This window comes from Mycolicibacterium arabiense, assembly GCF_010731815.2.
GTDB classification, from domain to species: domain Bacteria; phylum Actinomycetota; class Actinomycetes; order Mycobacteriales; family Mycobacteriaceae; genus Mycobacterium; species Mycobacterium arabiense.
Genome location: NZ_AP022593.1, coordinates 3,163,503 through 3,190,301, shown reverse-complemented (window position 1 = coordinate 3,190,301; position 26,799 = coordinate 3,163,503). Strand labels below are relative to the sequence as shown.

30 protein-coding genes are annotated in these 26,799 nt (G+C 67.9%); 11 read left to right on the top strand and 19 right to left on the bottom strand.

What is annotated here, in order from left to right:
* Positions 1–121 precede the first annotated feature (121 nt).
* Positions 122–1,093 (top strand): isopenicillin N synthase family dioxygenase, encoded by a 972-nt coding sequence (locus tag G6N61_RS17085; RefSeq protein ID WP_163919589.1) that lies wholly within the window; start codon positions 122–124, stop codon positions 1,091–1,093.
* Positions 1,094–1,144: 51 nt separating this feature from the next.
* Entirely contained in the window at positions 1,145–1,630 is a 486-nt protein-coding gene (locus G6N61_RS17080) for a flavin reductase family protein (protein ID WP_163919588.1), read from the top strand.
* Between the two features lie 28 nt (positions 1,631–1,658).
* Here G6N61_RS17080 and G6N61_RS17075 read toward each other — a convergent pair whose 3' ends face one another.
* The 5 genes from G6N61_RS17075 to G6N61_RS17055 form a co-directional block, all read right to left on the bottom strand.
* Complete coding sequence (locus G6N61_RS17075; protein ID WP_170314473.1) at positions 1,659–1,820, bottom strand: hypothetical protein; 162 nt, start codon at positions 1,818–1,820, stop codon at positions 1,659–1,661.
* A 158-nt stretch (positions 1,821–1,978) separates the two neighbouring features.
* Positions 1,979–2,728 (bottom strand): succinate dehydrogenase/fumarate reductase iron-sulfur subunit, encoded by a 750-nt coding sequence (locus tag G6N61_RS17070; protein ID WP_163919587.1) that lies wholly within the window; start codon positions 2,726–2,728, stop codon positions 1,979–1,981.
* Between the two features lies 1 nt (position 2,729).
* Entirely contained in the window at positions 2,730–4,718 is a 1,989-nt protein-coding gene (locus tag G6N61_RS17065; protein ID WP_163919586.1) for a fumarate reductase/succinate dehydrogenase flavoprotein subunit, read from the bottom strand.
* 42 nt (positions 4,719–4,760) lie between these two features.
* Entirely contained in the window at positions 4,761–5,588 is an 828-nt protein-coding gene (locus tag G6N61_RS17060) for a succinate dehydrogenase subunit SdhC (RefSeq protein WP_163919585.1), read from the bottom strand.
* Positions 5,589–5,664: 76 nt separating this feature from the next.
* Entirely contained in the window at positions 5,665–5,961 is a 297-nt protein-coding gene (locus G6N61_RS17055; RefSeq protein WP_163919584.1) for an Rv0250c family protein, read from the bottom strand.
* 114 nt (positions 5,962–6,075) lie between these two features.
* On the opposite strand from G6N61_RS17055, the gene G6N61_RS17050 reads away from it, so the two are divergent.
* From G6N61_RS17050 to nirD, 4 genes are all read left to right on the top strand, one after another.
* Positions 6,076–6,846, top strand: coding sequence for an isocitrate lyase/PEP mutase family protein (locus G6N61_RS17050; RefSeq protein ID WP_163919583.1), 771 nt, complete (start codon positions 6,076–6,078; stop codon positions 6,844–6,846).
* A gap of 44 nt (positions 6,847–6,890) precedes the next feature.
* Positions 6,891–7,274: a hypothetical protein gene (locus G6N61_RS17045; RefSeq protein WP_163919582.1), complete on the top strand. Its 384-nt coding sequence runs from the start codon at positions 6,891–6,893 to the stop codon at positions 7,272–7,274.
* A 97-nt stretch (positions 7,275–7,371) separates the two neighbouring features.
* Positions 7,372–9,945: a nitrite reductase large subunit NirB gene (gene nirB, locus G6N61_RS17040; RefSeq protein ID WP_163919581.1), complete on the top strand. Its 2,574-nt coding sequence runs from the start codon at positions 7,372–7,374 to the stop codon at positions 9,943–9,945.
* Positions 9,942–10,295 carry a nitrite reductase small subunit NirD gene (gene nirD / locus G6N61_RS17035; protein WP_163919580.1) on the top strand — a complete coding sequence of 118 codons (354 nt, stop codon included), beginning with the start codon at positions 9,942–9,944 and terminating at the stop codon, positions 10,293–10,295. Before nirB ends, nirD begins: the two co-directional genes overlap by 4 nt.
* Here the strand turns inward: nirD and G6N61_RS17030 are convergent.
* From G6N61_RS17030 to G6N61_RS16985, 10 genes are all read right to left on the bottom strand, one after another.
* The gene (locus G6N61_RS17030; RefSeq protein ID WP_163919579.1) at positions 10,292–11,161 is read right to left on the bottom strand and encodes a hypothetical protein; all 870 of its coding nucleotides are present in this window, start codon (positions 11,159–11,161) and stop codon (positions 10,292–10,294) included. The genes nirD and G6N61_RS17030 overlap by 4 nt on opposite strands.
* Before the next feature lie 74 nt (positions 11,162–11,235).
* Positions 11,236–11,919 (bottom strand): sirohydrochlorin chelatase, encoded by a 684-nt coding sequence (locus G6N61_RS17025; RefSeq protein WP_163919578.1) that lies wholly within the window; start codon positions 11,917–11,919, stop codon positions 11,236–11,238.
* On the bottom strand, positions 11,916–13,064 hold the full coding sequence (locus G6N61_RS17020; protein WP_163919577.1) for a uroporphyrinogen-III synthase: 1,149 nt from the start codon (positions 13,062–13,064) through the stop codon (positions 11,916–11,918). Before G6N61_RS17020 ends, G6N61_RS17025 begins: the two co-directional genes overlap by 4 nt.
* Positions 13,065–13,193: 129 nt before the next feature.
* Complete coding sequence (locus G6N61_RS17015; protein WP_235887155.1) at positions 13,194–13,748, bottom strand: GNAT family N-acetyltransferase; 555 nt, start codon at positions 13,746–13,748, stop codon at positions 13,194–13,196.
* Between the two features lie 9 nt (positions 13,749–13,757).
* On the bottom strand, positions 13,758–14,651 hold the full coding sequence (locus tag G6N61_RS17010; protein WP_163919576.1) for a 5-oxoprolinase subunit C family protein: 894 nt from the start codon (positions 14,649–14,651) through the stop codon (positions 13,758–13,760).
* 3 nt (positions 14,652–14,654) lie between these two features.
* Positions 14,655–15,293, bottom strand: a complete 639-nt coding sequence (locus tag G6N61_RS17005) for a 5-oxoprolinase subunit B family protein (RefSeq protein ID WP_163919575.1) — start codon at positions 15,291–15,293, stop codon at positions 14,655–14,657.
* The gene (locus G6N61_RS17000) at positions 15,293–15,913 is read right to left on the bottom strand and encodes a queuosine precursor transporter (RefSeq protein WP_179973688.1); all 621 of its coding nucleotides are present in this window, start codon (positions 15,911–15,913) and stop codon (positions 15,293–15,295) included. Before G6N61_RS17000 ends, G6N61_RS17005 begins: the two co-directional genes overlap by 1 nt.
* 90 nt (positions 15,914–16,003) lie before the next feature.
* On the bottom strand, positions 16,004–16,984 hold the full coding sequence (locus G6N61_RS16995) for an ABC transporter substrate-binding protein (protein ID WP_163919573.1): 981 nt from the start codon (positions 16,982–16,984) through the stop codon (positions 16,004–16,006).
* A gap of 17 nt (positions 16,985–17,001) precedes the next feature.
* Complete coding sequence (locus G6N61_RS16990; protein ID WP_163919572.1) at positions 17,002–18,126, bottom strand: YeiH family protein; 1,125 nt, start codon at positions 18,124–18,126, stop codon at positions 17,002–17,004.
* Positions 18,127–18,343: 217 nt separating this feature from the next.
* Positions 18,344–18,715: a heme-binding protein gene (locus G6N61_RS16985; RefSeq protein WP_163919571.1), complete on the bottom strand. Its 372-nt coding sequence runs from the start codon at positions 18,713–18,715 to the stop codon at positions 18,344–18,346.
* Between the two features lie 194 nt (positions 18,716–18,909).
* On the opposite strand from G6N61_RS16985, the gene G6N61_RS16980 reads away from it, so the two are divergent.
* Positions 18,910–19,113 carry a hypothetical protein gene (locus G6N61_RS16980; protein ID WP_163919570.1) on the top strand — a complete coding sequence of 68 codons (204 nt, stop codon included), beginning with the start codon at positions 18,910–18,912 and terminating at the stop codon, positions 19,111–19,113.
* Positions 19,114–19,116: 3 nt separating this feature from the next.
* Here G6N61_RS16980 and G6N61_RS16975 read toward each other — a convergent pair whose 3' ends face one another.
* The 4 genes from G6N61_RS16975 to G6N61_RS16960 all read right to left on the bottom strand — a co-directional run bounded on the left by G6N61_RS16975 (position 19,117) and on the right by G6N61_RS16960 (position 22,730).
* A complete protein-coding gene (locus G6N61_RS16975; RefSeq protein ID WP_163919569.1) occupies positions 19,117–19,716 on the bottom strand; it encodes a LysE/ArgO family amino acid transporter in 600 nt (199 codons plus the stop codon).
* A gap of 14 nt (positions 19,717–19,730) precedes the next feature.
* A complete protein-coding gene (locus tag G6N61_RS16970) occupies positions 19,731–20,798 on the bottom strand; it encodes an IS110 family RNA-guided transposase (protein WP_456152512.1) in 1,068 nt (355 codons plus the stop codon).
* A 297-nt stretch (positions 20,799–21,095) separates the two neighbouring features.
* The gene (locus G6N61_RS16965; RefSeq protein WP_163919567.1) at positions 21,096–21,866 is read right to left on the bottom strand and encodes an SDR family NAD(P)-dependent oxidoreductase; all 771 of its coding nucleotides are present in this window, start codon (positions 21,864–21,866) and stop codon (positions 21,096–21,098) included.
* 36 nt (positions 21,867–21,902) lie between these two features.
* Entirely contained in the window at positions 21,903–22,730 is an 828-nt protein-coding gene (locus tag G6N61_RS16960; RefSeq protein WP_163919566.1) for a sugar phosphate isomerase/epimerase family protein, read from the bottom strand.
* 179 nt (positions 22,731–22,909) lie between these two features.
* On the opposite strand from G6N61_RS16960, the gene G6N61_RS16955 reads away from it, so the two are divergent.
* The 4 genes from G6N61_RS16955 to G6N61_RS16940 are packed head-to-tail and all read left to right on the top strand — an operon-like array spanning position 22,910 to position 26,775.
* The gene (locus G6N61_RS16955) at positions 22,910–24,253 is read left to right on the top strand and encodes an MFS transporter (protein WP_163919565.1); all 1,344 of its coding nucleotides are present in this window, start codon (positions 22,910–22,912) and stop codon (positions 24,251–24,253) included.
* Positions 24,250–25,089 carry a transketolase gene (locus tag G6N61_RS16950; protein WP_163919564.1) on the top strand — a complete coding sequence of 280 codons (840 nt, stop codon included), beginning with the start codon at positions 24,250–24,252 and terminating at the stop codon, positions 25,087–25,089. The genes G6N61_RS16955 and G6N61_RS16950 overlap by 4 nt, the downstream gene beginning before the upstream one ends.
* Complete coding sequence (locus tag G6N61_RS16945) at positions 25,086–26,069, top strand: transketolase family protein (RefSeq protein WP_163919563.1); 984 nt, start codon at positions 25,086–25,088, stop codon at positions 26,067–26,069. Before G6N61_RS16950 ends, G6N61_RS16945 begins: the two co-directional genes overlap by 4 nt.
* A 43-nt stretch (positions 26,070–26,112) precedes the next feature.
* Entirely contained in the window at positions 26,113–26,775 is a 663-nt protein-coding gene (locus G6N61_RS16940; RefSeq protein ID WP_163919562.1) for a GntR family transcriptional regulator, read from the top strand.
* Positions 26,776–26,799 lie beyond the last annotated feature (24 nt).

The following is a 26,799-nucleotide window of genomic DNA, read 5'->3' as shown; positions in this document are numbered from 1 at the left end:
GGTGGGCGACACGTTACCGGCAACGGGCCGACCGTCCGGGACCTCCGATCCCGGCTTCCGATCAGGCAGATCCGGACGCTGGCGGGACCCGGCGGTACGGGGGAGCATGGAGCGAGTGAGCATGGTGCACACGACCTCGCTGCCCGTCGTCGATCTCGGCGACGACCCCGCGACGCTGCGCGCCCGGTTGCGCGACGTCGCGCACGAGGTCGGCTTCTTCCTCCTCACCGGGCACGGCGTCCCGGCCGAGCTGACCGAGCGCGTGCTGACCGAGGCGCGTCGCCTGTTCGCGCTGCCGCAGGCCGAGAAGGACGCGGTCGCGATGGTGCGCAGCCCGCACTTCCGCGGCTACACGCGGCTGGGCGGGGAGCTGACCGGCGGCACCGTCGACTGGCGCGAACAGATCGACATCGGCCCCGAGCGCGTCCCGCTCGCCGATCCGTCCGAGCCGTACCTGCGGCTGCAGGGGCCGAATCAGTGGCCGTCCGCGCTGCCCGAGCTGCCGGGCGTCATCGCGGAGTGGGATGCCGCGCTGGCCGACGTCGGTCGCACGCTGCTGCGGCACTGGGCGGCGTCGCTCGGCGCCCCCGAGGACGTCTTCGACGCGGCGTTCGCCGAGACGCCCGCCACGCTCATCAAGATCGTGCGCTATCCCGCGCAGGCCGATTCGCCCCAGGGCGTCGGCGCCCACCGCGATGCCGGAGCCCTGACGCTCCTGCTCGCCGAACCAGGGAGCCGCGGTCTGCAGGTGCGAGACGTGACAGGCGACTGGATCGACGTCGACCCACTGCCCGGCGCGTTCATCGTCAACATCGGCGAGATGCTGGAGATCGCCAGCGGCGGGTATCTGCGGGCGACCGAGCACCGCGTCGCGCTGAGCACGCGGGAACGAATCTCGGTGCCCTACTTCTTCAATCCCCGACTCGACGCCCGACTCCCGGTGCTGACGCTGCCCGCCGAACTGGCCGACCGGGCTCGGGGAGTCACCGCCGACCCGTCGAACGAGGAGATCTTCGCGGTCTACGGCCGCAACGCGTGGAAGAGCAGGCTGCGGGCCCACCCCGACGTGGCGGCAGCCCACGGCTATGCGTAGAGCGCAGACCGACGAGGCCGGGCGTGGAGCCTGTGTGAAGATGAGGAAGCCATGAGCAGCACAGAACTGAGCCCGTCGTCTCTGCGCGAGGCGTTCGGGCACTTCCCGACGGGCGTCATCGCGATCGCCGCCGAGGTCGACGGCGTGCGCGTCGGGTTGGCCGCGAGCACGTTCGTCCCGGTGTCGCTGGATCCGCCGCTGGTGTCGTTCTGCGTGCAGAACACCTCGACCACGTGGCCGAAGCTTGTCGACCTGCCGTCGCTGGGCATCAGCGTGCTCGGCGAGGCGCACGACGCCGCCGCGCGGACGCTGGCGGCCAAGACCGGCGACCGGTTCGCCGGCCTGGAGACCGTGTCACGGGACAGCGGCGCGGTGTTCATCGAAGGCACCAGCGTGTGGCTGGAGAGCGCGATTGAACAGCAGATCCTCGCGGGCGATCACACGATCGTCGTGCTGCGGGTCAGCGAGATCACCGTGCACGACGACGTCGCACCCATCGTCTTCCACCGGAGCACGTTCCGCCGCCTGGGCCAGTAGCCCGCGCGCAGGCTCGTCGTACTGAGAGCTAGGGCCGCGCGCCGAGTTCCTCGCGGTAGTACTGCACGCGCCGGTCGAGTTCGGCGGCGTCGTCTGGCCTGCCCTCCTTGCGAGCCAGATCGGCCCGGGTGGAGAGTTCGCGAATCGCGGTGCGAATGTCGTTGACGCTCTGAGTTTCTCTCGTCCTCACAAGGCCGCCCTTCGTCGATGATTGGCTGCGTTTTCTCGAGCGTACGCCGCAAGAATCAAGACCAACTGCGACTCAGCAGACTCCCAACGTGAAGCCAGCGTCACCCCCGTATGCGGGCGTGACGCTGGCTTCACGTTCGAGGCGTTGCCGGCAAACAGCTACCGCCGGAACAGCTTGTTGCCCAACCACACGATCGGGTCGTACTTGCGGTCGGCGACGCGTTCCTTCATCGGGATCAGCGCGTTGTCGGTGATCTTGATGTGCTCGGGGCACACCTCGGTGCAGCACTTGGTGATGTTGCAGTAGCCGAGCCCGTGCTCTTCCTGCGCCATGTCCTTGCGGTCCGCGACGTCGAGCGGGTGCATGTCCAGCTCGGCGATGCGCATGAGGTACCGCGGCCCGGAGAACGCCTGCTTGTTCTCCTCGTGATCACGCACCACGTGGCAGACGTTCTGGCACAGGAAGCACTCGATGCACTTGCGGAACTCTTGGCTCCGGTTCACGTCCTCCTGCTGCATCCGGTACTCGCCCGGCTGCAGATCCTTCGGTGGGGTGAACGACGGGATCTCGCGCGCCTTCTCGTAGTTGAAGGACACGTCGGTAACCAGGTCGCGCATCACGGGGAATGTCCGCAGCGGGGTGACGGTGACGGTCTCGTCCTCCCCGAAGGTCGACATGCGGGTCATGCATAGCAGTCGGGGACGGCCGTTGACCTCCGCCGAGCACGATCCGCACTTGCCTGCCTTGCAGTTCCACCGCACGGCGAGGTCGTTGGCCTGCGTGGCCTGCAGGCGGTGGATGATGTCGAGCACCACCTCGCCCTCGTTGACCTCGACGGTGTAGTCCTTCAGCTCGCCGCCTGAGTCGTCGCCGCGCCAGACCCGCAGGCTCGCATCGTAGGAAGCCATGTCAGCCCTTCCGTTGGGGGTGCTCGTGGAGTTCGCCGTCGGTGTAGTACTTCTCCAGCTCGGACAGTTCGAAGCACTCCAGCAGGTCGGGCCGCATCGGATCCTGCGCCTCGGCCTCCACCGTCACGCGCGGGACCATCGCCTCGGCGGTCGCCGCGTCGGTGGTCCGGCACACCAGCAGCTTGTTGCGCCACTTGGCGTCCATCTCGGGGTAGTCGTCGCGGGTGTGTCCGCCGCGGCTCTCGGTGCGCTGCAGCGCTGCCTTGGCCACGCATTCGCTGACCAGCAGCATGTTTCGCATGTCGATCGCGAGATGCCAGCCGGGGTTGTAGACGTGGCCGCCCTCGACGGCGACGTTCTGCAGCCGGCCCCTGAGTTCGTCGAGCTTGGCGAGCGCCTGCTCGATCTCCTCTTCCTTGCGGATGATGCCGACGAGATCGTTCATCGACTCCTGCAGTTCGGCGTGCAGGGTGTACGGGTTCTCGGGATTGTCGTGCGGCTCGAACGGCGCCAACGCCATCTTGGTGGCCTCGTCGAGCGCCTCCTGCGACACCTTGGGCCGGTCGGTCAGGGCCCGCACGTAATCGGACGCGCCGAGCCCGGCGCGGCGGCCGAACACCAGCAGGTCGGACAGCGAGTTCCCGCCGAGGCGGTTGCTGCCGTGCATGCCGCCGGAGCACTCGCCTGCGGCGAACAGCCCTGGCGTCGCGGCGCCGCCCGTGTCGGGATCGACCTCGATGCCACCCATGACGTAGTGGCAGGTCGGGCCGACCTCCATCTCGTCCTTGGTGATGTCGACCTCGGCCAGCTCGATGAACTGGTGGTACATCGACGGCAGTCGACGCTTGATCTCCTCGGTCGGCATGCGCGAGGCGATGTCGAGGTAGACGCCGCCGTGCGGGGTGCCGCGGCCTGCCTTCACCTCGGCGACGATCGCGCGGGCGACCTCGTCGCGGGGGAGCAGGTCGGGTGTGCGACGGGCGGAGTCGTTGTCCGCCAACCACTTGTCGGCCTCTTCCTCGCTCTCCGCGTACTGCCCCTTGAAGACCTCGGGGATGTAGTCGAACATGAAGCGCTTGCCTTCGGAGTTCTTCAGCACCCCGCCGTCGCCGCGTACGCCCTCGGTGACCAGGATCCCCTTCACCGACAGCGGCCAGACCATGCCGGTCGGGTGGAACTGGATGAACTCCATGTTGATCAGCGTCGACCCGGCGCGCAGCGCCAACGCGTGGCCGTCGCCGGTGTACTCCCACGAGTTCGACGACACCTTGAACGACTTGCCGATGCCGCCGGTCGCGAGCACCACCGCAGGCGCCTCCAGCAGGATGAAGTTGCCGGTCTCACGCCAATAGCCGAAGGCACCCGCGATCTTGCCCGTCGGACCCGTGTCCGCGCCGGTGGCCTCGTGGGGTGCGCTCGACTCCTCGCGCGGCCCCTTGTCGAGGATCAGGTCGGTGATGGCGCATTCGTGGAAGACCTTGATGCGGGCCTCGTAGTCACCGAGTTCGCGCTTGTCCTCCTGCTGCAGCGAGACGATCTTGTGCTGCAGCGTGCGGATGATCTCCAGGCCCGTGCGGTCGCCGACGTGCGCGAGCCGCGGGTAGGTGTGCCCGCCGAAGTTGCGCTGGCTGATCTTGCCGTCCTTGGTGCGGTCGAACAGCGCGCCGTAGGTCTCGAGTTCCCACACCCGGTCGGGGGCTTCCTGCGCGTGCAGTTCGGCCATCCGCCAGTTGTTCAGGAACTTGCCGCCCCGCATGGTGTCGGCGAAGTGGATCTGCCAGGTGTCCTTGGCATTCGCGTTCTTCATCGCAGCGGCGCAGCCGCCCTCGGCCATCACCGTGTGCGCCTTGCCGAACAGCGACTTGGTGACGACCGCGACCCGCAGTCCGCGTTCGCGTGCCTCGATTACTGCCCGTAGTCCGGCGCCGCCGGCACCGATGACGACGACGTCGTATTCGTGCCGTTCCAGTTGAGCTTCGTGCGAAGCCATCAAACCCTCACTTGCCTATTCATATGTAGTCGAAAGATGGTGCTAACCAATGAATCTGAGGTCGGAGATGGTTCCGCTGGCCACCAGCATGACGTAGAAGTCGGTCAGCATCAGCGTGCCGAGGGTGATCCAGGCGTAGAGCTTGTGGCGCACGTTGAGCTTGCTGACTTGCGTCCACATCCAGTAGCGCACCGGGTGTTTCGAGAAGTGCTTGAGCTTGCCGCCGACGACGTGCCGGCACGAGTGGCAGGACACCGTGTAGACCCACAGCATGACCACGTTGACGACGAGGATGACGTTGCCCAGCCCGAAGCCGAAACCGCTGGGCGACTGGAACGCGATGATCGCGTCGTAGGTGTTGATCACCGAGATGATCGCCGCGATGTAGAAGAAGTACCGGTGGGTGTTCTGGATGATCAGCGGGAAACGGGTCTCGCCGGTGTACTTCGCATGCGGTTCGGCCACCGCACATGCGGTCGGCGCCTGCCACACCGTGCGGTAGTAGGCGCCGCGGTAGTAGTAGCAGGTCAACCGGAACAGCAGGAGGAACGGCAGCGACAGCGCCGCGTACGGCAACCACCACACGTCGGGGAGGAACTGTCCGAAGTGGCTCGCTTCCGGGATGCACCCGGTGGAGAAGCACGGCGAGTAGAACGGCGTCAGGTAGTGGTAGTCGGGGACGTAGTAGTTGTTCTGCATGAACGCGCGCACCGTCGCGTAGATGACGAACGCGGCGAAGCCGAGGTCGGTGATGATCGGCGAGCGCCACCACTGGTCGGTGCGGAGCGTGCGCTGTGGGATCTGCGCTCGCGTCGCCGAGAAGACGCCGGTGCCGCTGGTGTCACGGCGGTCATCGGTGGGTGCGCTCACGTACTTTGCCTCACTTCGGTCGTAATGTGCTTCGCGGCGTTGCGACGCACGGTGGTGCCGGTTTCAGGCGGCGCCGCTAGCGAGTCCCGCCGAGTCCTTCGTCGTCGACGTCCTGCCAAAAGTCGCTGGCGTACTGCGTATCCGGGATGCCGATCTTCTCGCCGACGTGATGGTGGTGAGAGAACCCACGGACGAGGTCGAGTTCCTCGGCATCGATGTCGAGCCTGTCGATGTCGTTGAGGATCCTCTCGGCGTCGTTGACGATCCGGCGCATGGCTGGGGTATCCCCGTAGCGTGAAGCCAGCGAGGTCACGCAGCGCCGAAGGCCACCGATGAGTTCGTGGAGTTGGGCGAGTTCAGTAGTCGTGGACAACGAATTGACCTCCTTGGGCTGAAGGGTGTCGGGAATCACATTACGCAAGCGATGCTAGCCACATCACCGTGTTCAGAGTGACACAGGTCACGTTACCGAGTGGAGGATGAATAGTTGTCCAAGCACGAACGCAAGCCCGATTTGGCGGACCTCGCGGCAACGCTGTTGACGCTGCACGTGCCGGGTACGCCGGTGATCCTGCCGACCGTCTGGGACGCCTGGTCGGCGCAACTCGCCGTCGACGCGGGGTTCAGCGCCCTGACCGTGGGCAGCCATCCGGTGGCCGACTCGATTGGCAAGGAGGACGGCGAGGTGATGTCGTTCGACGACCTGACGACACGCGTCGCGCAGATCACCGGCGCCGTCGACGTACCGATCTCGGTGGACGTCGAGTCTGGGTACGGCGAGACGCCCGAGCGCCTCATCGAAGGGTTGCTCGCGGTGGGTGCGGTTGGCCTGAACGTCGAGGACACCGTGCACTCCGACGGTAAGCGGATCCGCTCGGCCGAGGAGCACGCCGCCCTCGTCGGCGGGTTGCGCAAGGCTGCCGACGCGGCAGGCGTGCACGTGGTGATCAACGCCCGCACCGACCTGTTCCTCCGCCAGGACGGCGACGAGTCGGACCGCTTCGAGCGGGCGGTGTCGCGGCTGAAGCTGGCTGCCGAGGCCGGCGCCGACAGCCTGTACCCGGTCGGTAGGCACGACGACGACACCTACCGGCGGCTCGCCGAGGAGCTACCGCTGCCGATCAACGCGATCGCACTCCCGGACCAGGACGACCCGGCGTCGTTCGGGCCGCTGGGCGTCGGCCGGATCAGCTTCGGTCCGTACTTGCAGTTCGCGCTGGCCGAGCGGGCCAAGGAGATCCTCGGCCGCTGGCAGTAGCGAGTTTCCCTGCCGTTGGGTCGCGGGGCCTAGCATCGCGCCGCGTGAGTGACACCGACGACGCGTGGGCGTGGCGTGAGCACCAGGGCGCGGTCTGGGCGGCGGGCGTCGCGGCGGTGCTGCTCGCCGTCCTGGTGTTCGCGGTGGTCCGCACGTCGACCGACGCGGTGCGCCCGGGCGGCGTGACGACGCCCGCCGGCTCGTCGTCGGACCGGACTGCCACGTCCCCGACGACCGCGTCGCCGACGACGAGTTACACCATGCCCAACGTGCAGACCAGCCAAGCCGACGTGCTGCCGCCGGCGGGGGTGCCGGCACCGCCGTCGACCGACCGGGCACCCGACGGCGAGGTGTCGCCGCCGGCCGAGACGACGTCCGCCGACCCGTACGCCCCGTCGACCACCTCGGGGTCGGCGGGGGCTGTCTGAGGGCTCACACCCCACCTTCGAGCAACGTGAGGACACCGTGATGGGCGCGTCACACGACGCGACATCGCGGCAATATCGGCTTCCTAGCCTTCATCTCATGCGCTCATCCCAACGCGTCGTGGTCATCGGCCACGGCATGGTCGGACACCGCTTCGTCGAGGCCCTCCGGTCGCGGGACGACTCGGACGATTGGCACGTCGTCGTGCTCTCGGAGGAGGCCGACGCCGCCTACGACAGGGTCGGCCTCACCGGCTACACCGAGCACTGGGACCGGACGCGACTCGCGCTGCCGGGCAACGCCTATGCCGGTGACGAGCACGTCGAGCTTATCCTGCGCGACCCGGTGAAGCGGATCGACCGCACCGCGAAGTACGTCACCACCTCGCTGGGCCGTCGCGTGCCGTACGACGTCCTGGTCCTCGCCACCGGTTCCTACGCGTTCGTCCCACCGATTCCGGGCCACGATCTGCCGCAGTGCCACGTCTACCGCACGCTCGACGACCTCGACGCCATCCGCGCCGGCGCGCTGGCGGCCAGCACGTCGAAGACGCCCGTCGGCGTGGTGATCGGTGGCGGTCTCCTCGGTCTGGAGGCCGCCAACGCACTGCGCGGCTTCGGGCTGTCGACCCAGGTGCTGGAGATGTCACCGCATTTGATGGCCGCTCAGCTCGACGGCGCGGGTGGCGCCCTGCTGAACCGGATGATCCGCGGGCTCGGCATCGAGGTGCACACCGGTGTCAGCACCGAGAGCATTCAGCCGATCCAGCGGAACAAGCCTCTGCGGAAGTCCCAGGAGGACGACTCGATTCGGGTGAAGCTCAACGACGGCAGCAGCATCGACGCCGGCCTGGTCGTCTTCGCCGCCGGGGTGCGTCCACGCGACGAGCTGGCCCGCCACGCCGGCCTGGACATCGCGCAGCGCGGTGGTGTGCTGACCGACTTATCCTGTGTCACCAGCGATCCCAGCATCTACGCGATCGGCGAGGTCGCCGCCATCGACGGCCGCTGCTACGGCCTGGTCGGGCCCGGCTACACCAGCGCAGAGGTCGTCGCCGACCGGCTGCTCGGCGGCGAGGCCGAGTTCGGTGAGGCCGACATGTCGACCAAGCTCAAACTGCTCGGGGTCGACGTCGCCAGTTTCGGTGATGCGCAGGGGCGGACGCCCAACTGCCTCGACGTCGTCGTCAACGACCCGGTCAAGCAGACCTACGCCAAGCTGGTGCTCTCCGACGATGCCAAGACGCTGCTCGGCGGCATCCTGGTCGGTGACGCATCCGCCTACGGGGTGCTGCGGCCGATGATCGCCAGCGAGCTGCCCGGCGACCCGATGTCGTTGATAGCGCCTGCGGCGGAAGGCAATTCGCTCGGTCTGGGCGTCGGCGCGTTGCCGGACATCGCGCAGATCTGCTCGTGCAACAACGTGACCAAGGGCGACCTCAAGGAGGCGATCTGCGGGGGGTGCACCGACGTCCCGGGTTTGAAGAAGTGCACGCTCGCCGGCACCTCGTGCGGCTCCTGCGTACCGCTGCTCAAGCAGTTGCTCGAGGCCGAGGGCGTCGAGCAGTCGAAGTCGCTGTGCGAACACTTCAGTCAGTCGCGCGCCGAGCTGTTCGAGATCATCAGTGCCACCGAGATCCGCACCTTCTCCGGTCTGATCGAGAAGTTCGGCACCGGAAGGGGTTGCGACGTCTGCAAACCCACCGTCGCCTCGATTCTGGCCTCGACGAGTTCGGACCACATCCTCGACGAACACACCGCCTCGCTGCAGGACTCCAACGACCACTTCCTGGCCAACATCCAGAAGAACGGCAGCTATTCGGTGGTGCCGCGGGTGCCCGGTGGCGACATCACGCCCGAACACCTGATCCTGATCGGCCAGATCGCCAAGGACTTCGGCCTGTACACCAAGATCACCGGCGGCCAGCGCATCGACATGTTCGGCGCCACGGTGGATCAGCTTCCCGAGATCTGGCGTCGACTCGTCGACGGGGGCATGGAATCTGGTCAGGCGTACGGCAAGTCGCTGCGCACGGTCAAGAGCTGCGTCGGCAGCGACTGGTGCCGCTACGGCCAACAGGATTCGGTGCAGATGGCCATCGACCTCGAGATGCGTTACCGCGGTCTGCGAGCCCCGCACAAGATCAAGATGGGCGTGTCCGGCTGCGCGCGCGAATGCGCCGAGGCGCGCGGTAAGGACGTCGGCGTCATCGCCACCGAGACCGGCTGGAACCTCTACGTCGCGGGCAACGGCGGCATGACGCCCAAGCATGCGCAACTGCTCGCCGGCGATCTCGACGACGAGACCCTGGTCCGCTACGTCGATCGGTTCCTGATGTTCTACGTGCGCACCGCGGACCGGTTGCAGCGCACCGCCCCTTGGCTCGACTCGCTCGACGGCGGCATCGACCACCTGCGCGACGTGGTCTGCAACGACTCCCTCGGTCTGGCCGCCGAGTTCGAGGCGGCCATCGAGCGCCACGTCGCCGGTTACGCCTGCGAGTGGAAGGGCGTGCTCGACGACCCGGACAAGCTGTCGCGCTTCGTCTCGTTCGTCAATGCGCCCGACACCGCCGATCCGACCATCGAGTTCGAGGAACGCTCGGGCCGCAAGGTGCCCAGCACCACCGGCCTTGGCATGCCGACGATCCGTCCCCGACAGGAGATCTCGTGACCCTTCTCGACGACCGCGGTGACGTCCGGGTGTGGACGACGGCGTGCGAGTACGACCGGCTGATCCCTGGCCGCGGTGTGGGAGTACTGCTGCCCGACGGCACGCAGGCCGCGCTGTTCCTGCTCGAGGACGGGTCGCTGTACGCGGTGGGCAACGTCGACCCCTTCTCGCGGGCCGCGGTGATGTCGCGCGGACTCGTGGGTGACCGCGCCGGCCGGCTCTGCGTGCAGACGCCGATCAAGAAGCAGGCCTTCGCACTCGACGACGGACAGTGCCTCGACGACGCGGACGTCTCCGTACCGGTGTTCCGCACCCGCGTCGTCGACGGGGTCGTACAGCTGGAGTCCTAGAGGGACCGAAGGATTCGACTGCGCCGGGCGACGACGTCGGGCATCAGCTGCGCCCGCGTCGTGGTGCCCCACAGCTCGACGGTCTGCACCAGCCAGTACGCGCCGAACAGCAGGATCAGCGCGGCCTCGATCACGATGATCGCGTGGTTGAACCCGTCGAGCACCAGGTGCAGGACGACCGCGGTGCCGAGCGCCAGCGCCATGGCCGCGGCAATCGCGCGGTAGGCGGCCTGGTAGCGCCGTCGCTGCGGACACTTCGCCTGGTCCTGGTTGCCCGTCAGGAACGCCGTGATGAGCACCGTGGCGATGATCGCCGCGAACATCGCCACCGCCGCCACTCCGTGGGCGTTGGCGCGGAACCACTCCGGCGCCGCGACGAGGGTCACCACGCCGACGCCGAGCACCACGCGTTGCATCCAGGTGGCGGCGGTGGCCAAGGGTGGTCGCTCACGCGTGGTGCCGGTGCGTCGGTACATCCACCACGACGCGACCCGCGACACCACGAGCGCGACGACGACCGCCCAGACGTTGCGGACGGCCGCGTCGCCGCCGGCGATCAGCGGAGTCGGTCCGCAGAGCAGGTCGGGCCGCGTCGTGGGCACCATCGCGACGACGAAGGCCAGTGTCCCGGCGAAGTTCAGCAGCACGTCCTCGGTGGCGCTGCTGCCCTTGTAGACGATCAGCATGGCGCCGACCGCGCAGACGCTGGCGATGAACACCGCATGGGCCGAGGTGTAGTAGTAGTCGCTGATCGTGGTCTGCCAGCAGTCGGCGCCCACCCGCTCGGCCACCACCGCGGCGCCCAGCAGCACGATCATGACCGCCATGCCGCCGCGCAGGTACCGGTAGGTGTCGAGTGCCGCCATGCCTCAACTGTGCGCCGAGACGACGGTCGATGACGGGATGCGCGCCGAGACGCTCGACGTCCGAGGTGTCGGCGCTAGGCGGCGAGCGGCAGTCGGGCCCGACGGAACCGGTTGACGATCAGGCGCACCACCCCGGGGTGCACGCCCAGCGGTTCGGCGACGGCGTCGGCCCCCGATGCCCGCAGCCGATCCTGAAAGAGGCCGTCGGCCAGCAGGAACGACGCGACGACCACGCGGCGGGCGCCGCGCGACCGCAGTTCGGTGACCGCGTCGGCGACGCGCGGCTCACCGGTGGCGGCGTAGGCCAGCTCGACCCGATTGCCGATCGCGGCGGACAGCATCGCCGCGGTGATCCGCAGGTCGGTCTGCGCACCGGCGTCGGAGGTGCCCGCAGCGGCGGGGACCACCGAATCGCCGTAACGCCAACCACATTCGAGCAGGCGATCGGTGAGCACGTGAATCAGCTGAGCGGACGGCCCGAGCGCCTCGGTGACCACGACGTCGGCGTGGCGGCTGGCCTCGACGTGGGCCGGAATGTCGGCGCGCACGTGGTAACCGCGCGCGAGGAAGGCGGGCACGACCACGGCGGGACCGCCGGTGACGGCGTCGAGCACGTCGGTGGGCGTGGGACCCAGGACGTCGACGAAGGCGGTGCGCACGCGCGTGCCCAGCACGGTGCCGACGCGGTCGGCGAGGTCGCCGATCATCGCCACGCCGCCCGGTTTGCGGGTGCCGTGGGCGACCAGGATCGGGATCACGCCACCCCCACCGGGGACTCGTCGACGGCCAGGCGGTAGCCCCGCTTGACCACCGTGGAGACGATGTTCTTGTCGCCCAACGCCGTTCGCAGACGCAGCACGGCCGTCTCGACGGCATGGGTGTCGGTGCCGCCGCCAGGCAGGGCGCGCAGCAGGTCGTGGCGCGACACGACGGTGCCGGGGCGCTGCGCGAGTGCACGGATGGTGGCCATCGCCGCGGGGGAGAGTTCCTTGACCTCGCCGTCGACGAGCACGCAGGTGCCGCGGATCTCCAGCAGATGTCCGGCGACGCGGATGTTGCGTGAGCGCAGCACCGGCAGTTCGTCGGTGATGTGGCGCGCGAGTGCCCCGAGTCGCATGCGTTCGGGCGCCGACGTCGGCACGCCGAGCCGCACCAGCGGTCGGGCGGTCACCGGGCCGACGCACATCGCGTGGACGTCGGTGCGCAGGGCTGACAGCAGCTCGTCGGAGACGCCGAGTTCGCCCGCCCGCATCAGCACCGACGCCACCGCGGGTGCGGAGGTGAAGCTGACGGCGTCGAACTTGCGGTCGGCGATGTCGAGCACCATCTGGTCGAACGCGCCGTTGCGTGGTGCGGGATGCCAGCGGTACACGCGAATCGGCACCACCTCGGCGCCGGCAGCCCGCAGCTCGTCGAGGAACTCGGGGAACGGATCCCAGTCGTCGGTGGCACCGTGCAGCTGCACGGCGATCCGCAAGCCCGAGATGCCGCCTGCGACCAGGTACTCCAGCACTTCGCGCGATGACTCGGAGTCGGGTGACCACTCCTCGGGCAGACCGCCCGCGCGCAGCGCGCCGGTGGCCTTGGGACCGCGCGAGACGATCCGCGCACGGGACAGCGCGGCGGTCAGGTCGGCGGCGAGGCCCCAGCCGTCGGCTGCGGCGATCCAGCCGCGGAACCCGATGCCGGTCGTGGCGATGACGACGTCGGGCGGCGACGCGATCAGCGCCTCGGTGTGCATCCGCAGTTCGTCGTCGTCGGGCAACGGCACCATCGCGATCGCCGCGGCGCTGGTCACGGTCGCACCGCGCCGGGTCAGCAGTGCGCTCAGCTCCTCGGATCGGCGTGCTGAGGTCACGGCGACGCGGAACCCCGTCAGTGGCGCCCAGCCCGGCTCGTGCATGCCCCCAGTCAAGGGAAGCCGTGTTTCCGAGCTGTTACCCGGCCGTTGCCACGCGGTGTCGCCGCCGGTGACCGGTGACCCGGCCGTGAACTTCGCCTCACCGACACGCCGACGGCCGCGTGAGGCGGCTCACCAGACGTCACCGTCACGCCAATCGCAGGTGATCTCGCCCCGGGTGTCGAGATCGACGCCGTCGGGCAGCGCGACCGGCAGGACGAACAGCGCACCGTCGTCGTCGGTGGTGCGGGTGACGCCGTCCGGCGACAGCACCGACGTCGCGCCCTGCCAGGGCAGCCACCCCCGTGCCGTGTACAGCGGGCGTCCCGCCTCCGATGCGCTCAGCGCGCCGAGGTGATAGGCGCCGCGCACCACCTGCTCGAGGCCGTTCATGATCGCCATCGCCAGACCACGGCCGCGCCAGTCCTCCCGGACGGCGACCGCCTCGAGGTAGCCGCAGCGCAGGGCGCGCCCGCCGTGAATGAGGTGGCGTTGCACGACGGCGCCGTGGGCGATGAGCGCGCCGTGCCGGAAGATCAACGCGTGCATGCCACCCAGGGCGTGCTCCCAGTCCGCGTCGGTGAAGTCGGTCTCGCCGCCCCCGAACGCGTCGATCACCATCCGGCGGGCACCTTCGCGGGTCTCGCCGTCCAGGTCGGACGTGTGAACCAGCCTCGCGGTGTGCACACCTCGGTTCTACCAGGCGGTGACCCCGGCCGGGCTCAGTCGGGTCCACCGGAACCGGACGCGCTGGCCGGGCCGCAGCTGGGCCGCCCGGTCGGCGTCCGCATCGGTCAGCACCCCGATCACCGGGTAGCCGCCCGTCACGGGATGGTCGGGACCCAGGATGACCGGTAAGCCGTTGGGCGGCACCTGAATCGAGCCGCGTACGGCCCCCTCGCTGGGGAGTTGCCGGTCGGGCCACCGCGGGTGCAGTGCAGGCCCATCCAGGCGCATGCCGACGCGGTCGCTGCGGTCGCTGGCGACCCACTCGGTGTGCACCAGTCGATCGGGTTCGGTGAGCCAGTCGTCGCGCGGTCCCGGCACCACGGCCAGCTCCTGCACGTCGGCGGTGATGGCCGCGACCGGCGCCTGATCGACTTCCGGGAAGTCTTCGGTGTGCTCGCCCACCGACACGACGTCGCCCGGTCGCAACGGCGGGGGCCCGATGGCGGACAGGACGTCGTGACTGCGCGAACCAAGGACGGGTTGGACGTCGATGCCGCCGCGGACTGCGAGGTAGCTGCGCAGTCCGGTGCGGGGTGTGCCCAACGAGATGGTGCCGCCGTCGCGGACGACGTGAATGCCGTTGCTGCCGAACCGAAGTCCGTCCACCGAGGGGTCGGCGTCGGCACCCGTCACCGCGATCACGACGTCTCCGCCGTGCACCCGGGCGGTGAGGCCACCGAGGGTCACCTCGATGGTGGCGCAATCGGGCGGGTTGGCGACCAGTCGGTTGGCCAGGGCGGCCGACCGCCGGTCGGCGGCTCCGGAGCGGGTGACGCCCAGGTGTGCCAGCCCCGGCCTGCCGAGGTCTTCGACCAGCGCCAGCGGACCTGTCCGCAGTATCTCCAGCGTCGGTGCTGCCATGGCCTAGCCGATCGCCCGGAACTGGACCCAGCTGCCCGGGGTCAGCAGTGCGGGGGCGGGCCGGTCGACGTCCCAGAGCACTGCGTCGGTGCGTCCGATGAGCTGCCACCCGCCGGGCGTCTCGCGGGGGTACACGCCGCTGAACTCGCCTGCCAGCCCGACCGATCCCGCGGGCACCCTGGTGCGGGGTTCGGCGCGCCGCGGCACGTGCAACCGCGTGTCGCCGCCGACGAGGTAGGCGAAACCCGGTGCAAAGCCACCGAACCCGACCCGCATCGGCGTCGCGGTGTGTGCCTCGACCACCTCGTCGGGCCTGAGGCCGACGAGACGGGAGACCTCGTCGAGGTCGGGTCCGTCGTAGACCACCTCGAGCGTCACGTCGACGTGCCCGTCGGCGGGCGGCTCGGGATCGACGGCGGCCTCGTGGATGCGGAGGTCGGCGAGGCGCTGCCGGGCGGGGTGCACGTGGTGCGGCTCGGCGAATTCGACCAGCACGGTCCGCGCCGCGGGCACCACGTCGAGCACGCCGGGCAGGTCCTCGGCGCGGACCGCGTCCGTCCACGCCAACACCTCGGCGGTGCCGTCGAACTCGAGGAGCAGCGCCTGCTCCCCGTAGTCGCGGACTGCACCGATGGCGAGCATCAGAGGGCGGGTTGGTAGGTGGGCTCGCGTCGCTTGATGACGGCTATGACGCGGTAGGTGATGGGGAGCAGCAGCACTTCGACGACGGTCTTGTAGATCCAGCCGAGCGCGGCGTAGACGGCGAAGTCGCGGAACGAGGTGATGCCGATGGCGCCCGCGGCGATCGCGCAGAACACCAGAGTGTCGCCGAGTTGGCCGGCGAAGGTGGAGCCGACCAGGCGTGCCCAGAGGTGTTTCTCCTTGGTGCGCTCCTTGATGGCCACCACGACCCACGCGTTGATGGTCTGGCCCACCACGAAGCCGGCCAAACCGGCCACGATCAGCTGGGTGTAGGCGTGCACGACGTTCTCGAACGCCGCCTGGTTCTGGTAGAAGTCGGCGGCGGGCAGGTAGATGGTCGCCCAGAAGGCGAGCGCGGCCAGCGCGTTCATCGAGAAGCCGAGGATGATGGCCCGTCGTGCCGCCTTGAAGCCGTACACCTCGGACAGCACGTCGCCGATGACGTAGGTCAGCGGGAAGACGATGAAGCCGCCGTCGGTGATGATGGGGCCGAACTCGACGCCCTTGGTGGCGGTGACGTTGGAGATGATCACCAGCGCGGTGAAGACGGCGACGAGCATGGGGTAGTAGGCGGAGCCGACCTGGGCGAATCCGGGCCTGTGCGCCTGCTCGAGTTGGTTCGTCACCCGGTCATCCTGCCAGGCGGACCGTCAGCCGAGCACCTTGGCGAGCATCGGTGGCAGCCGGTCGGCGACCAGGCCGTAGGACGGGACGGTCCCGAAGGCGATGGCGCCTGCCAGCTCCCGGTCGGTCAGCACGTTGCGGTTGGTGCGCGTGGCCTCGAGTTCGGCGAAGGTCGGGTCGGCCAGCAGTGCTGCCGTCTCGGCGTCGTTCTCCGTGGTCCAGATCAGGACGTCGGCCTCGTCGAGAACCGACACCATGCGGTCGCGGGGAATCAGCGCACTGCCGCCGACGACGTACTCGGCGACGCCGTCGGGGACGACGAGTCCCATCTGGGTGAGGTAGTCGGTCCGGGGTCCTGCCGGGGTGACGACGGCGCGGTCCTTCGAGAACGTGCCCCCGACGACGTAGACCTTCTTGTCGGCCAGCGAGGGGTTGTCCTTGCCTGCCTGGGTGAACCGCCCCTCGAGTCCGCTGATCAGGCCGCTCATGTCGGGAGCCTTGAAGACGGATTGCCCGATCGCGTTGGCCTGGTCCCGCCACGGCTCGAAGAACGGTGCTCCGGACTGTGCGATCGTCGGTGCGATGCCCGACAACCTGGCGTAGGTGTCGGCGTCGAGGCCCGCATTGATCGCGATGATGAGATCTGGCTTCAGGGCGGCGATCTGGTCGACCTGTATGCCGTCGGCGAGGTTCAGCACCACGGGTTGGGCCGGGCCGAGCCGGGGGCGTGACCACGGCCAGGTGGCGAAGGGCTCGCCGCCGAACCACTCCGTCACCGCGATCGGCACCACGCCGAGGGCAAGCAGGTCGTCCTGTTCGGTGAGCCCGGCGCTGACGACGCGCTGGGGCGGTCCGGGGATTCGGGTCTCGCCGAAGACGTGGGTGACGGTGACCGATCCGTCCTCGGCGACGGCGCCCGGCTCGTCGGAGCCGCACCCGGTGGCGAGCAACGCGGCGGCGCCTGCGGACATCGCGAGGAAACTCCTGCGCGACCAGGTCTGGGGCACGCGGCCGAGCGTAGTGGCTAACCGAGGTCGAAGTTGGCGAACAGGATCGCGGCGAGTCCGAGTGCCACGACGATGTTGACCACCGTCGCCGAGGCGAATACCGCCACCGGCCGCCATCCGGCCTCGCGCAGACCCCTGAGGCTGAACTCGAGGCCGATCGAGACGAACGCGAAGATCAGGAACCACGTGCGCAGGTCGTTGACGGTGGTGATCGCGCTCTTGTCGCCACCCCACTGCAGGTAGAGCGTGCCGATGATCGATGCGGCGATGAAGCCGAGCACGAACTTCGGGAAGCGCTCCCAGAACTGCCTGACCCCCGGCCGGGCCGCGGCGGGGTCGCGGCGCTCCACCTTCAGGGCGAAGTAGGCGGTCAGGGCGATCGCGACGAAGCCGATCAGTGCGTTCTGCGTGGTCTTGACGATGGTCGCGATCTGGAGTGCGTCCTCCCCGGCGAGCGCTCCGGCCGCTGCGACGGCCGCGGTGGTGTCGATGTTGCCGCCGATCCAGGCGCCCGATACCGCGGGCGGCAGTCCCCACGTCTCGGCGAGCCAGGGGAGCAGGAAGATCGAGGGCAGGGCGAACACGATCACCAGCGACGCCGCGTACGCGAGCTGCTCCTTCTTGGCCTGCACGGCGCCCGCGGCCGCAATGGCGGCACTGACGCCGCAGATGGAGACGGCGGACGCGAGCAGCGCGCGCAGTTTGTCCTCGAGCCCGAGCCGCCCGCCCAGCCACCAGGTGAAGCCGAAGACGATCGAGATGAGCAGTAGTGCCTGGATGATCGCCGGTCCCGCGGCGGTGACCAGGATCTCGAGGTTGATCGATGCACCGAGCAGGACCAGGCCGGTCTTGATGAAGAATTCGGTGCGGAAACCCGACGAGAGTGCGTCGCGCACGGCGAGTTTGGTCAAGATGGCGTTGCCGAGCAGGCCGAGGGCGATTGCGTAGACGGGGAACTCGATCGACTTGGCGACCTTGGCGAAGGACGTGCCGGACGCCGACTGCGGAACCTGGGTCTCCAGGAAGCGAGTCGCGGCGCCGAGTACGAGGACGACGAGGACGCCCGCCACGGCGTACCCCAGCACCGGGCGGGCCGGTGCCGACTCGTCGGGCGTGACGTCGGCTCTGGCCTGTTCGGTCACGGGATCACGCTGCCCGGTATGGCGCCGGCCAAGACCAGTGCCAGCAGTGCCAGGCCGACGATCACGGCCAGCCAATCCTCGTTCACGCTGGCGGACGCTACCGATGGCTCGCGGCGGGAGCACCGGTTGCGCTCAGCGCGAGCACAATTCGACGGGCGGGTCGCAGACGGCGAAAGCCGCCCCGACGGGTAGGTCGGGACGGCTCTCGGGCGGGGTATTAGCCGGCCATGAAGGTGTCGTACGCCGAGGCCAGTTCCGGCGGCAGCACGGTCACGTTGCAACGCTGCTGGGTGTCGCCGATCGGCTGCAGGATGCCGCGCAACTCGTAGTACTCGGACGGGTTGGCGGTGAAGTAGCCGCGCAGGTTGGCCTCCGCTTCCGGACGCGGCTGACTCTTCGCCGCGGTGACCGCCTGATTGGCTCCCGGGTGCGAGGCCAGGTAGGCCTGCGCGTCACCGGTGACGTTGCTGACCGTGCCCGCGATGCTGTCGGCGGCGCACGGGTCCGGGGCCGCCGAGGCGATCGGCGCGGCGATCATCGCTGCGGCCGCGAAACCGCCGAGCGTGGTGGTGATGGCTGTGAACTTCATCAGTCCTCCTCATTGCCTTCATTGCTGGTGAGCGGGTCGTGGCCGGCTACCCGCGCGACCGGCTCCGTGGGTGCTCAGGAACCTCGCGCTGCCCGTGCCGTCGTGCACGACCGCATGGGTGGCATACCCGGGTGCGGCGGTGGCTAACACGTCGACCGCGGTTCGCGTCGGCATTGCCGGGGTATGGCTGACGCATGCTTGCACTGTTGAGTGCGCCGGTCCGGCGCTTCCTGCTCACCGCCCTGCTCCTACCCGTGATCGCCTTTCTGCTCGGCAAGGTGGGGACCTACCTGCAGCGCCGCAACGGCGGCCAGACGACGAAGGCGTCCCGTGCCCTGCTGTCGGCGTCGGGTGGGATTCGCCGTTTCACCGACCGCAAGGCCAGGCGCCGGCACTGACGCTCAGTTGAGCGCCAGCGAGACACCCAGTGCGATCATCGTGATCGCGATCACGCAGTCCAGGATGCGCCAGGTGCGGGCATTGGCGAACAATCCGGCGAGTCGGCGGGCACCGAGCCCGAGGGTGACGAACCAGACCGCGCTCGCGGTGACCGCCCCGATGCCGAACAACCAACGCCCGCCCTCCTGCTCGTTGGCCAGCGCGCCGAGCAGGACGACGGTGTCGAGGTAGACGTGTGGGTTGAGGAACGTCAGCGCGGCGGCCGTCAGTAGCGCGGCGCCGAGGCGCACGGGTGCGTCGTTCGCCGGGTTCAACGCCTGCGGCCGCATGGCACGCCGTGCCGCGAGCGCCCCGTAACCGATCAGGAATGCCGCGCCGCCGTACTTGGCGACGTCGATGGCACCGGGATGTGCGGCGATGAGCGTTCCCACCCCTGCGATGCCGGCGGTGATCAGCGCCATGTCGGCGACGGTGCACAGCGCGATGACCGGGACGACGTGCTCGCCGCGGATGCCCTGCCGGAGCACGAACGCGTTCTGCGCACCGATCGCGGCGATCAAGGCCAGCGACGAAAGGAATCCGACGAGCAGGGGCGAGGACATGCGTTTCTCCTATGTCAAGCCGCTGCGAGTTGGCGTGGCTTTGGTCGGGTTTTCTGGTCGGTATGGAGGTGGTTGAAGACCACGCGGGCTAAGCGGCGTTTGAGGCAACGCAGGGCCTCGGCGCTCGAGTCGCCCTCTGCGCGGCGATGGTGGTAGTAGGTTCGACCGAGTCCGTCGAGGCGGATTTGAGTAATTGCGATGCGGTGCAGTGCGGCGTTGAGCTGGCGGTTGCCAGAGCGGGTCATTCGGACCCGTCCGGCGGTGTTGCCCGACCACACCGGGATGGGTGCCACGCCGCTGTGGCGGGCGAAGGCTGCCTCGCTCTTGAACCGGGCGACGCCGGCGGTTTCGCCGATGATCTTGGCCGCGGTCAGTTCGCCACAGCCGGGTAGGGGCAACAAGACCGGTGCCATGGCGCGGACGCGTTCACCGATCCGTGTGGCCAACGCGTTGATGGTGTCGGTGAGGCGGGTGATGTCGGCGAGTTCATCGCGAGCCAACTCCGCGACCAGTCCAGGTTGATCGGCCAGCCAGTCGCCGAGCAGCCGGCGATGCTTGGCCAGATCCAGCGACCCCGGCTTGGGCGAACGAGATAGGTCGAGTTCGTGAACCCGCCACAGGAGCCGATTGATCGTCGAGGTCCGTTGCCCGACAAGGTCTTCGCGACGGTCGATGAGCAGCTTCAATTCCCGCGATACCTCGTCGTGCGAGGCGACCGGTAAATCAGGCTCCCGCAGATAGGCCCGTGCGACGGCCAGCGCATCGATCGGATCGGACTTGCCCCGGGTGCGCGCAGACTTGCGCGTCAACGCCATCAGCTTCGGCGGCACGCGGACCACCTTCTGATCAGCAGCCAACAGGTCGCGCTCCAAGCGGGCCGACAAATGCCGGCAATCCTCGATCGCCCACACCAGCTCGACACCGAACTGAGCGCGAGCCCACCGGACCGCCTGGCGGTGACCTACCGTCGTCGCCTCGACGACCTTCTCACCGAGTCTGCGCCCCACCTCGTCGACGGCGACGAAGGTGTGTGTGCGCTTGTGGACATCGGCTCCAACAACAACCATGGTGGTTGCCTCCATTCACTGTGAGGTGACGGTTGGGCCGGTCGGCGGACACATCTCAGTGGGGGCGATGCCACGCTCCTATCAAGTCACGCCGGCCGGTCCTTCTCACCTGATGCCGACAAAACGCATGCACGCCAACCCGAAGGCGGCACCGACGCTACGAGCCAGACACCAGGTGATCAGGATCCAACCACCGCGATACGCGGCGACCTCACTTTGACACTGACACGACGCTAGGTCTCGGCCATGCTGCAGTACAGCTAATGATTCTGCGCGGGCATTAGCAGCGCTTAATCGACTCCGTCGAACCGCCTAGTGAATGTGGCTGCCGCCATTGATGTCGACGGTGGTCCCGGTGAGATAGCTGGCGTCCTGGCTAGACAGGAACGTGATGACGGCAGCGATCTCCTCCGTCGTGGCGACGCGACCGATCGGGATGCCTGCAGCCAGCGCGGCCTCGGACTCGTCCGTGGCACCGACGCGGATGTTGGTGTCGACCGCTCCGGGGGTGACGGCGTTGACCGTGACGCCCGTGTCGGCGATCTCGCGCGCAAGGGCCTTGGTGAACCCGAGGATGGCGGCCTTGGCCGACGAATAGGGGACCTTGCCGAACACGCCGCCGCCGCGCTGCGCGGACACCGACGACATGTTGACGATGCGTCCGAATCCGTGCTCGATCATGTCCGGAAGGAAGGCCTTGGTGACCAGGTAGGTACCGGTGGCGTTGACCGCCATTACCTTGTTCCAGAGTTCCAGCGTGGTTTCGAGGAAGGGCACCGGTGAGGTGATGCCGGCGATGTTGGCCAGCGCGCCCACGGGCGGCAGGTTCCCGGAGGCGACCTCCGCGGCGACGGAATCATGTGCGGCTGTGACGGAGGCCTCGGAGGTGACGTCGATGGCGTGGCCGAACGCCGGCACCGCGAACTGGTTGCCGATGTCGGCGGCGACCTTCGCTGACTTCTCGCCGTCGAGATCGAGGATGACGACGGCCCAGCCCTCGCGGGCATAGCGTTGGGCGACGGTCATGCCGATGCCGCGCTCAGAGGTCGCGCCGGTGATGACGGCAGTGCGGGCGGTGCTCATGGCTCTCCTTGTATTCTGGTTGAAGATCTGGGTGGGCTAGATCAGCGCCGAAATCAGTTGTCCTGCAGCGGCAGTGGCCGCAGGTCGCTGGTCGTGGGTGACGTCGCGGGTCTCGAGTTCGAGTGAGAAGTGACCGACGAATCTGCTGTCGGCCAGCGCCTTCAAGCCCCCCACGAAGTCGACGGTGCCGCGCCCGACGGAGAGGTTGATGTTGCCCGGCGACGCATCGCGGATGTGCACGTGCTCGATACGGGGACCGAACCTCGCGACGAACTCGACCGGGTCGCCGCCCGAGGCGACGACGTGGCTGAAGTCCATGACGATGCCAACCTGCTCGGGTAGGCGATCGGTCAGCAGCTGGGCGCGTTCGAGGTTCCAGCACAGCCGGTGCAGGTGAAGGGACTCGGTCCACAGTCGCACGTCTTGCGACGCCGCGACGTCTGCGGCCGACGTCAATTCGTCGGCGACCCGTGCGACGTCGATCTCGAGGGTCTCGGTGGGCGTGTGGTCGATCGCCCCGCATGGCAAGACGAGTGCGCGAGCGTCAGTGGCAACGGCGAGTTCGACGAGCATGTCGAGATGCCGCTGGCGGTGGGCGCGGGGCCCCTGGGACAACGGGACGTTGAGGTCGCCGATGTCGCCGTTGATGGAGCGAACTAGCAGGCCGGAAGCGGCAACCGTGTGTGCAACGTCCTCGACGGCGGCCGTGTCGAGGTCGTAGGGCACGTGGTCGCACACCCCGGGAAGGGCGCCCAGGTCGATTTCGGAGAAGCCGAGGCCGGCGATTGTCGCTAGAGCCTCGGGCAGGGGCTGATGCCTGAAGCTGATGGTCGAGCAGCCCAGACGGCTGTCGTATGTCGGCATCTGCTCATCTCCTGCGTGGGGCGTGATGGTGACCACAATAGTGAGTCGACTGTTGACAGTCAATGTCTGTCGACTGTTGACAATGCATGTGCGCAGGGTCACACTCGAACCGAGCCGGTGTTGATCGTCAACAGTGACCGGCACCGTCCAGCCAGAACGGCATTGAGAGGATGACCATCATGAGCGACGACGCTCTGACGATGCGGGGTCCGGTGCACGGCACCAAGGACGCCAAGCGGGTAGCAATCGGCTCCGGTGTCGGAGCCGTCATCGAGACGTACGACTTCATCGGGTTCGGCACGGCCGCCGCGCTCTACTTCGGGACCGCCTTCTTTCCCAACTCGAGTCCGGTGACCGGCACGCTGCTGGCATTCGCGACGCTCGGCGTCGGGTTCGTTGCTCGGCCCTTGGGTGGCATCATCGGCGGCCACCTCGGCGACAAGGTCGGTCGCAAGCCGGTTCTGGTTGCATCGCTGATCCTCATGGGTCTGGCCACGTTCGCGATCGGACTGCTACCGACCTACGAGACGGTCGGTGTGCTTGCGCCGATCCTCCTGGTAACGGTGCGCATCATCCAGGGCTTGGCCTTCGGCGCCGAGTGGGGTGGGGCGATCCTGATGAGCTATGAGCACGCGCCATGGAAGAAGAAGGGCCGCTACACGGGCATCGTGCAGGCCGGCTTCCCCGTCGGACTGCTCATCGCCAACCTGGTCTTCTTCTTCAGCATCCACCTAGGCGGCGACTGGGCGTGGCGGGTGCCGTTCCTCGCAAGCGCCGTACTGGTCATCGTCGGTTTGATCATCCGGGCCAAGGTGCCCGAGTCTCCGGTCTTCGAGGACGTCAAGGAGCAAGGCGACATCGTCAAGTCGCCGATCGTCGAGGTGGTCAAGACGGACTGGCGAAACATCCTGCGCGGCATCGGCCTTCGCATCGCCGAAACGGCCGGGTACGCGGTGTCCATCACGTACATGCTGTCCTATCTGAAGAACGCGGAACTAGCGACCAGATCTCAAACCATCGGCGCGCTGTGCATCGCATCGGCGGTCGGCATCTTCGCCACCTTCGCCTGGGCGAAACTCACGGACCGGATCGGACGACGCCCGCTGTACCTGTGGGTGTGTGCACTGGGCATCCCGTGGGGCGTCCTCATGTTCGTCACGGTGAACACCGGGGTGTTCATCCTCATCATCGCGTCGTTCGTCATCGCCTACGGGGTGTTCCAGAACGCGCTGGCCGGCTCCCAGGGCGGCTGGTTCCCAGAACTGTTCAACGCCAACACCCGTTCCTCGGGTGCGTCGCTGGCCTACCAGATCTCGGCCATCGCATCGGGGTTCACTCCCTTCATCACCACGCTGCTGTACGAGGCCTACGGCTGGTGGGGCCCGGCGCTGTTGTTCAGCGGTTACATGGCCATCGGCTTGATCGCGGCGATCCTCACCCGTGAAACCTGGGGCCCGCGGGAGCGTCAACTCGCCGACGAGGCCAGCGCCGCAGCACCTTCGAACCACGGGGTAGCAGCATGAACCGCAATCAAAAGGTCACCGACGCTGCCTACCGCATGCGCCACCACGCACTGAACATGGGCGAGGCGCAGGGCCAGGGCTACATCGGGCAGGCCCTAGGTGCCGCCGACATGCTGGCCGCCGTCTACGCCGATCAGCTGCGCTACCGCGCCGACGATCCGCACTGGGCCCAACGCGACCGATTCCTCCTCTCGACGGGCCATTACGCCATCGCCCTCTACGCCGCGTTGGCTGAGGCGGGCATCGTCGACGTGGCCGACCTCGACAGCTACGGATCAGACGGATCACGGCTACCGATGTCTGGAATGGCCAGCTACACACCGGGAATGGAGATCTCCGGGGGATCGCTGGGCCATGGTCTGACCGTCGCGGTCGGAATGGCTCTGGGATTGCGGCACCAAGGGTCGAGTGCACGGGTCATCAACTTCCTGTCGGATGGCGAACTCGACGAGGGGTCGACGTGGGAGGCCGCCATGGGAGCCTCACATCATCGGCTGGGCAATCTGATCGCGATGGTCGACATCAACGCCTTGCAGGCTGACGGCCCCACCGTGGGCGTGCTGCGCACCGAACCGGTAACCGACAAGTGGACCGCCTGCGGATGGCACGCGCAGCGCGTCGACGGTAACGACGTCGATGCATTGCTTCGAGCGTTCGACAACGTGACGACCGAGCCCGTCGGCGTGCCGTCGGTCATTCTGTGTGACACCCGGGTAGGGCGCGGTGTCCCCATGCTGGAAAACCGCGAAAAGGCGCACTTCATGCGCATCGACGCCGACGAGTGGCAGGTCTGCCGCGATCAGCTCACCGCCGGCCACGAAGGAGCACTCGTATGACATCCGTTGCCCCCCTAAAGACCTCGGCGATGATCGCATCGTTCGCCGACCCCGGACAGAAGACGTCGCCCGCGCCCTTCGGGCACGCGCTGGTCAAGGCCGCTCAGGCCGACGAACGCATCGTCGGGTTGACCGCTGATCTCGGCAAGTACACCGACATGCACGTCTTCGCCCGAGAGTTTCCTGACCGGTTCTTTCAGATGGGCATGGCCGAGCAGTTGCTCTTCGGCGCCGCCGCCGGCATGGCCGAAACCGGTCTCATTCCCTTTGCATCCACCTACTCGGTGTTCGCAGCGCGACGCGCGTACGACTTCATCTGCCTCGACATCGCCGAGCCCAACCTCAACGTGAACGTGGTTGGTGGCCTCCCCGGGCTGACGACGGGTTATGGCCCATCGCATCAAGCTACGGAGGACATTGCGATCTTCCGCGGCATGCCGAACCTGACGATCGTCGACCCATGCGATTCGGTCGACATCGAACAGGCGGTGCCGCAGCTTGCCGAGCATCCCGGCCCGACCTATCTTCGGCTACTGCGGGGCAACGTGCCCACGGTGCTCGACGAGTACGACTACCGCTTCGAACTCGGGAAGGCCAAAGTCCTCCGCGGCGGTGCCGACGTGGTGTTGATCTCGTCGGGTTTGATGACGATGCGGGCACTGCAGGCGGCCGAGAAGTTGAGTGCGCACAACGTCGACGTCGCCGTCATCCATACGCCGACCATCAAGCCCTTCGATTCGGAAACCGTGTTGGCGCAGGTGGACACCGACCGGCTGGTAGTGACGCTCGAGAACCACACGGTGGTCGGAGGGTTGTTCGAAACCGTTGCCTCGGTCGCTGTGCGGCGGGGTCTGGCCAAGCAGATCACGCCGATCGGCCTGCCTGATGAATTCCTCGCCGCGGGCGCATTGCCCACGCTGCACGAACGCTATGGACTGTCGACGGCGCGCATCGTCGCGGACGTGCTGGACCGGTTGTAGGGTTGGTGTCGACAGACAAGTGTTGACATTCGAGGAGCGCCCCATGTCGGTGGAACCGACCTCGCTACTGCGGCTGGAGAAGACCAGTCTGCGCGAGCAAGCGCTGACCGCGCTGCGGAAGGCCATCACCTCGGGGCAGATCAAGCCGAGCACTCATCTCGTGGAAACGGAACTGTCCGAGGCGTTGCAGATCAGCCGCGGCACGCTGCGCGAGGCCATGCGCCAGCTGCAGCAAGAGGGGCTGATCTCAGCGGGCCCACGGGGCCGGCTATCGGTGCGACACCTCGACACCAAGGAGATCCGCGACATCTTCCACGTGCGCGCGGCACTCGAGTCGTTGGCCGCCCGCGAGCTGGCAGCGAAGCCCGATCGAGTTGAGGCGGTCAAGGCTCTGCGGAGCGCAGTCGACGACATGGATCGCTGGGCGGCATCGAACCTCGAAGACCGCATCGAGGCCGACCTCCGGTTCCATCGGACGATGTGCCAACTCACCGGAAACGTCACCCTGCTTCACCAGTGGACCTCACTGGAAGGCAGCATCCGGATGTCGATCATGTTCGCGGGCGTCGAGCGAGCCATCAAGAACATGAACGCCAAACGGCACCACGACATCGTCGACGCCATCGAGTCCGGCGACAGCGACAAGGCCGCTGCGGCCGTCATCGACCACATGGCTGGCGCCGCAGAGACCTTGGTGACCGCCTAGGGGTCCGCCTACAGGTCGAGGGCG

Coding starts and splice junctions, on each gene's coding strand:
- G6N61_RS17085 (WP_163919589.1), top strand. CDS start 122: ATGGTGCACACGACCTCGCTGCCCGTCGTCGATCTCGGCGACGACCCC.
- G6N61_RS17080 (WP_163919588.1), top strand. CDS start 1,145: ATGAGCAGCACAGAACTGAGCCCGTCGTCTCTGCGCGAGGCGTTCGGG.
- G6N61_RS17070 (WP_163919587.1), bottom strand. CDS start 2,728: ATGGCTTCCTACGATGCGAGCCTGCGGGTCTGGCGCGGCGACGACTCA.
- G6N61_RS17065 (WP_163919586.1), bottom strand. CDS start 4,718: ATGGCTTCGCACGAAGCTCAACTGGAACGGCACGAATACGACGTCGTC.
- nirB (WP_163919581.1), top strand. CDS start 7,372: ATGCGCTCATCCCAACGCGTCGTGGTCATCGGCCACGGCATGGTCGGA.
- G6N61_RS17030 (WP_163919579.1), bottom strand. CDS start 11,161: ATGGCGGCACTCGACACCTACCGGTACCTGCGCGGCGGCATGGCGGTC.
- G6N61_RS17020 (WP_163919577.1), bottom strand. CDS start 13,064: ATGCACGAGCCGGGCTGGGCGCCACTGACGGGGTTCCGCGTCGCCGTG.
- G6N61_RS17010 (WP_163919576.1), bottom strand. CDS start 14,651: ATGGCAGCACCGACGCTGGAGATACTGCGGACAGGTCCGCTGGCGCTG.
- G6N61_RS17005 (WP_163919575.1), bottom strand. CDS start 15,293: ATGCTCGCCATCGGTGCAGTCCGCGACTACGGGGAGCAGGCGCTGCTC.
- G6N61_RS17000 (WP_179973688.1), bottom strand. CDS start 15,913: ATGCTCGTCGCCGTCTTCACCGCGCTGGTGATCATCTCCAACGTCACC.
- G6N61_RS16985 (WP_163919571.1), bottom strand. CDS start 18,715: ATGAAGTTCACAGCCATCACCACCACGCTCGGCGGTTTCGCGGCCGCA.
- G6N61_RS16980 (WP_163919570.1), top strand. CDS start 18,910: ATGCTTGCACTGTTGAGTGCGCCGGTCCGGCGCTTCCTGCTCACCGCC.
- G6N61_RS16975 (WP_163919569.1), bottom strand. CDS start 19,716: ATGTCCTCGCCCCTGCTCGTCGGATTCCTTTCGTCGCTGGCCTTGATC.
- G6N61_RS16970 (WP_456152512.1), bottom strand. CDS start 20,798: ATGGAGGCAACCACCATGGTTGTTGTTGGAGCCGATGTCCACAAGCGC.
- G6N61_RS16965 (WP_163919567.1), bottom strand. CDS start 21,866: ATGAGCACCGCCCGCACTGCCGTCATCACCGGCGCGACCTCTGAGCGC.
- G6N61_RS16960 (WP_163919566.1), bottom strand. CDS start 22,730: ATGCCGACATACGACAGCCGTCTGGGCTGCTCGACCATCAGCTTCAGG.
- G6N61_RS16955 (WP_163919565.1), top strand. CDS start 22,910: ATGAGCGACGACGCTCTGACGATGCGGGGTCCGGTGCACGGCACCAAG.
- G6N61_RS16950 (WP_163919564.1), top strand. CDS start 24,250: ATGAACCGCAATCAAAAGGTCACCGACGCTGCCTACCGCATGCGCCAC.
- G6N61_RS16945 (WP_163919563.1), top strand. CDS start 25,086: ATGACATCCGTTGCCCCCCTAAAGACCTCGGCGATGATCGCATCGTTC.
- G6N61_RS16940 (WP_163919562.1), top strand. CDS start 26,113: ATGTCGGTGGAACCGACCTCGCTACTGCGGCTGGAGAAGACCAGTCTG.